Source organism: Flavobacteriales bacterium (assembly GCA_013214975.1).
Lineage (GTDB): Bacteria > Bacteroidota > Bacteroidia > DT-38 > DT-38 > DT-38.
This window is the reverse complement of record JABSPR010000158.1, coordinates 1-5,797: the sequence shown is the minus strand read 5'-3', so window position 1 is coordinate 5,797 and position 5,797 is coordinate 1. Positions and strand designations below refer to the sequence as shown.

At 35.9% G+C, this 5,797-nt stretch carries 4 protein-coding genes; 1 reads left to right on the top strand and 3 read right to left on the bottom strand.

The genetic code is table 11. From position 1 onward, the window contains the following. The 3 genes from HRT72_05725 to HRT72_05715 form a co-directional block, all read right to left on the bottom strand. Window positions 1-875, bottom strand: an 875-nt coding sequence (locus HRT72_05725; GenBank protein NQY67206.1) for an MATE family efflux transporter, incomplete at its 3' end; no start/stop codon positions are given. Then, complete coding sequence (locus tag HRT72_05720; GenBank protein ID NQY67205.1) at window positions 872-2,785, bottom strand: RecQ family ATP-dependent DNA helicase; 1,914 nt, start codon at window positions 2,783-2,785, stop codon at window positions 872-874. The genes HRT72_05720 and HRT72_05725, both read right to left, overlap by 4 nt. 67 nt (window positions 2,786-2,852) lie before the next feature. Then, on the bottom strand, window positions 2,853-3,563 hold the full coding sequence (locus HRT72_05715) for a hypothetical protein (protein NQY67204.1): 711 nt from the start codon (window positions 3,561-3,563) through the stop codon (window positions 2,853-2,855). Window positions 3,564-3,803: 240 nt separating this feature from the next. Here HRT72_05715 and HRT72_05710 point away from each other — a divergent pair. Then, window positions 3,804-5,797: hypothetical protein (locus tag HRT72_05710; protein ID NQY67203.1), on the top strand; the 1,994-nt coding region annotated here is incomplete at its 3' end.

Genomic DNA, 5,797 nt, shown 5'->3' with positions numbered 1-5,797 from the left:
GCACTAAACCCCCATAGTGGAATTATTAAAACCATGTAGAAACTTCTTGCAATGTGCGACACGGCTAGCTCTCTTTCTCCAATCTGTTCGATAATGAGAAAGAATATTAACCAACTAGTAAGCGAGATAAAGTTCCTAACCATAATGGGAGTAGCCACTTTACTTATTTGGTTAACAATATTTGTTTTAATACGAGTAAACTTAAAGAGATGATACTTTTTGTGATCGATTCTTGATGTGTACCAAAAGAAATGGATGAAGGCAATAACTTCTGCGATGACGGATGCAATGGCTGCACCAGCAACTCCCATCATAGGCATACCTAGCTCACCGAATATTAATGCATAGTCTAATATTACGTTTACAATACCCATGATTGCAGTGTTTGTAATAAGAATCTTCGTTTCAGTTATACCCACAAAGAATGCTCTAAAGGCGAAACAGAGAAAGGAAAAGAAGACTCCCCATATTCTATAATCTAAGTACTCGATGGTATACTGAGCTATTTCTTTAGATTTACTTACTGCGTTAATTAAATGGGGGATGGAAAATTTAGAAATCAAGAAGAAAATTACGCTTAGAGCTAACAAACAATACACTAAGTGCGAAAATATTTTTCCAATTTCTTTTGCGTTATTCTCTCCGTTTCTACGGCCAATAAGTATTTCTCCTCCAGCCGTAAATCCCATCCCGGCCATGATAATTACCATGTAGAAGATCCCGCCATTTCCTGCAGCAGCTAGTGGGATTTCGCCGAATTTCCCTAAGAATGCGGTGTCTGTTACGTTGACAATATTCTGTGCTACTCCACCAAGAATAATTGGATAGGAGATAGACCATATCTCTCTGTAGGAAATGTTTTTTAATAAATTCATTTCTCTACGTACAGTTGATCTTTCGAATCGTAAGCGATGTTATTATTGTCTAATAGAGATTGTATGACAGACACAAACTGGTTTTTATCACCACCTATCATATTCTCTAGGTCATTAATGGTAGTGCGTTTCTTTTTTAAATGATTAAGAATAGTTAACTCCAAATCACTAGAATTGTTTTTTTCTAATGCCTTTAGGTTGTCAATGCAGATATCGCATTTTCCACATTCCTTTTCTTTTTTCTCATCAAAATATTTTAGTAGGAGCTGGCTTCTGCAAATTTGGTTGTTAGAGACGTAATCGATTACTGAATTCATTTGAATCAAGGCTGTCTTTTTGCGATCCAAATAATTCACCTTTGATATTTTAATGTCATTTACATCCTTCCGGAAAGGGACAAAGCAAATCTGAGGTTGTTTACTAGAAGGAACATAATGTATGATCTCTTTCTTATGCAGATGATTTAGATAAAATGAAACATTCTTAGGACTGATGTTACTCCTTTTAGACAACTCATCTTCATCGATATGTACAAAATCGTCGAAAATTGCGGTATAGGATCTTAGAATGGTTTTAATAAAGTTGTCGTAGTTCTCATTTCGTACTTGGAAATTATATAGCTGGTCTTTATTAGCAATGAACATTACTTTTGATAAAGATTTCATGCTGAAATTCGTAGTCATATAGCCTTCTCTTTCGATAAACTTTATACAATTAAAGAAGCCTCTTGGTTTGAAATTAAATCTTTCGCAAAACTCATTCAGATTGAAGTTGTAGTAAACGCCTTCTCCTGAGCCAATAGCTATTTTAAGATAATTTGAAATAGCCTTGTAAGCTCTTTTGATTTCATCGATATCAGGAAACTCTTTTTTAACACGGTCTGTAAGTTCGCTTATGTCTTGCTTATTGGATAAAATAACGCCATATGCCTTTTTACCATCTCTGCCGCCACGTCCGGCTTCTTGATAATATGCTTCAAGCGAATCAGGCAAGTCCCAATGAATTACAAATCGAACATTCTCTTTATCGATTCCCATTCCAAAAGCATTTGTAGAAACAATGATCTGGGTGGTGCCCTTCATCCATTGAGCTTGTTTTTTTTCTCTCTCAGAAATAGTTAATCCAGCATGATAAAAATCGCAAGAGACTCCCGCTTTTTGTAACAGTGTTGCGATTTCTTTTGTTCTTCGTCTGCTATAGGCATAAACGATTCCAGACCCTCCAACTTTTTTAACAATATTAAAGAGCTGTTTTTGTTTGTCTTCTTTGGTTCGTACCACAAGTGATATATTCTCTCTTTCAAAACTTTTTTGAACAATATTCTCTTTAGAGAAAAGTAGTTTTTCTTGGATATCCTTAACTACTTCTTTCGTTGCAGTTGCTGTAAGAGCAAGTACAGGAACGTTCTTGAATAACTTTCGGAGCTCAAATATTTGTAAATATGAAGGCCTGAAATCGTATCCCCATTTAGAAATACAATGTGCCTCATCAACCACCAGTAGGTTAATATTCATTTTCTGTACCCTTTCGAGAAATAAATCGTTTTTCAGTCTCTCTGGAGAAACATATAGAAACTTCACCTTTCCATAGATGCAATTGTCTAAAGTAATGTCGATTTGCTTTTTAGACATGCCAGAAATAACTGCTGTTGCGTTGATTTTATTTTTAACCAAATTTTCAACTTGGTCTTTTATCAAGGCGAGGAGTGGAGATACTACTATACAGATTCCGTTTGTGGCCAGAGCAGGTATTTGAAAGCAAATAGATTTTCCTCCACCGGTAGGGAGTAGAGCCAAGACGTCTTCGCCATTGAGCGTTTTTTCGATAATTTGCTTTTGAAGTGGTCTGAATTCTTCAAATCCCCAATAATGTTTTAGAATACTTTCGGGTGTTACCGCGTCTTTTGTCATACCTCAAAGGTATAGATTATGAAGCGTTAGAAATAATGATAGTAAGAATGAAATGAGGATATGGTGGCTAGTTGTTTTTAATCACCCTAAGAGCTGTTTCTAGTTTAATATCTACCAAATCGTGTTTGCGAATAAGTCGTAGCATTTCATTCGTTCGAACGTTTGAATAGTATTTAGCATTAATCAAAGTATCAATCACAAACTCTTGATAAACTACTCCTCCGAAATCACCAAATGTTCTGCCAAATACACATACTTTACTTGAATCAAATTCGGCTCCCCAGTTTAAGGGAATTGACTGTCTATTACCTGAATTATCGATGTACAAAAATTCCAAGTTTTCAATAGGAATCATTCCTTTGTTCTCATTAAACTTAGTTTTTAAGACACCGTCGTTTTCAATTCTGTAAATTCTGGAGTCATTTTCATATTCTGTTTCACTTCCGCTAAGGTGATTGTGAAAGACGAATATTCTGCCAACATATCCTTCAGGAATAAAATACTTCTCGGACTCAGCAAGTTTTCCGATGTAAAGCATCCAAAAAAGTATTACGGGAAAAGGAATTAATATTAGTTGAACAATAAGCTTATCTATTCTTTTAATATAGATGCAATCTATGATTAGGCTAATTACAATAAATGAAAACCCAATTGTCATCATAAGGAAAAATAGATAGGTGGAAGGCCAGACCATATAGAACATCAGTACGCTAAGGATAAACCCAAAAGCGAGAAGAATAAGGCCCCAGACGGCCAACGGTTTTTTATGCCATTCCATATTTAGTTGCTCCTTATTTGTTATAGACTTGTTAGCAGAGAACGCTCTGCACTTTTGGCTTCAAGGAAAATTTGACCTGCCTCAACAGTGTTAATTTGTTTTTGTGCCTAGTTACATACTACGGAAGAAATTGTTGTTTGTTGATATATGATGATAAAATGCCAAGAAAGTGAAGTTACATCCTAGAGTAAAAAGACTAATTTGGGTTAGTTATTGAAGTGCACTAAATAAGAGAAGTATATGAGAAATAGAAGTGTTGTAAGTTTAGCTTTTTCGGTTGTAGTAGGACTTTTGGTCCTTATATCAAACTTTGCAAGTGCTCAGCAAAAGTGTGGGGTAAATTCGCGCTGGGAGATGCTGAAACAAGCAGACCCCGTAAAATATAATGAATTGCTAGAGGAACGCTTGTTACACAAAGCAGAGGTTAAGTATATTGAAGAGAATAGTATTCAAAAATCAGGTACTACTTATATTATTCCAATTGTATTTCATATTATTCATAATGCAGCTGGCGATGGTAAGATCCCTGAATCAGATGTTTTTGAAGCGATTAATATATTAAATGATGACTTTAATCTACGGAACTCTGATACGGCTTTAATCAATGATGAGTTTAAGCCAATTCTGGCGAATGTAGGTTTTGAATTTAGACTTGCTCAAAAGGATCCAGACGGGAATTGTTCAACTGGAATTAATTATTATGAACATGAAACATTTTATACGCAAGGTTCGAATGGCATTTATTCATTTGTGCAAAATCAATTAGACAATAAGTGGAAACATGATGAGTATTTAAATATCTATGTTAATTATCAATTAGATGGATATTATGGCTGGGCATATGGGCCAACCACAAATATTAATTCAGGAGTTACTGTTGCAAGCCCATGGGTAGGAATAGGAAATGGTTCCACCGATAATAGAACCTTAACGCATGAGATAGGGCATTGGTTTAACTTGGATCATACATGGGGTTGGTTAAATGATGCTGGAGATAACAGTAATTGTAATCAGGATGACGGTATCTCAGATACTCCTTTATGTAAAGGAACTTATGGGTGTAATCAGAATTTAAATAGTTGTGATGCCGGGCAACCAGGAGATATTAAAGATAATGTGCAAAATTATATGGAATATGGTTGTACAATAATGTTTACTGAAGGACAGAAGGAAAGTATGATAGCTTCGTTAGATGCTAGTATTCATGATAATTTAATTACAGAAGCTAATTTGATTAAAACCGGAACACAAGATCCTTATACCTATGCAGGAGGAACTGCTTGTGATGTTGTTTCATGTGAGATTATCAATGTTTGCCATGACTCTTTAAATGGAAATCTATCTGTTAAAATTATGGGTGGTCAGCCTGATTTTAGTTTGGAATGGTCCAATGGCGAAACAGTGATTGATTTGGGAAGAGACTCACTTACTACGCAGTATGGGTTGGTGCCAGGCGTTTATACTGTTACAATTACCGATATTATTAATGATACGGTTACCTGTTCTGCAGAGGTACTAGATTCATCAAATATCCAGGTAAGCTATACTATTGTAGACGCATCGGTTTGTGATTCTATTTGCGATGGATCTGTTGAGGTTGTGATAACGGGAGATGAGATTGGAGAACCGTTGGCAACGTTTTCTACTTCTTCCTCGAGTGATGGCGGAAATCAGATCTTGTCTGATGGGAATTGTGGCTCCAATCAGTTTTACATTGATCTTCAGCCAAGTCTAGTTTTGTCAACGGTAGATGAAAATTCAATTAAGTCCATTTGTGTGAGCTTTACTCATCCTAATCCAGCCGACCTTAAATTTGGTATTGAAGTGGTCGATGCAGCGGATAGCGATAACTATCAATACTTAAGCTTAGTTGAAAAAGGAGATATTGGGGCTGGACCAAATGTAGTAGAAGCTTGTTTTACCAGAGATGCAGAAGAAACTATTTCAGAAGGCACTGCTCCATATACAGGTAATTGGAAACCGAATGATGATTTTACACTTGTTGATCATGCGTTGGTGGGGAGCAAGGCGAATAGCTTATGGTATCTGGTTGCTTGGGATTGTGCAAATAATAATGAAGAAGGAACAATCGATTCTCTTAAAATTACTTTTTTGAATGGTGCGAGTAGCACTTCTTACTCTTGGTCTAATGATTCTACCAGAGAAAGTATTACAAGTGTTTGCTCAGGCGCTTATACATTAACTGTTACAGATAATGATCTTTGTACTGCTGT

Excerpts from the sequence above, each read along its gene's own strand:
- HRT72_05720 (NQY67205.1), bottom strand. The coding sequence starts at position 2,785 with ATGACAAAAGACGCGGTAACACCCGAAAGTATTCTAAAACATTATTGG.
- HRT72_05715 (NQY67204.1), bottom strand. The coding sequence starts at position 3,563 with ATGGAATGGCATAAAAAACCGTTGGCCGTCTGGGGCCTTATTCTTCTC.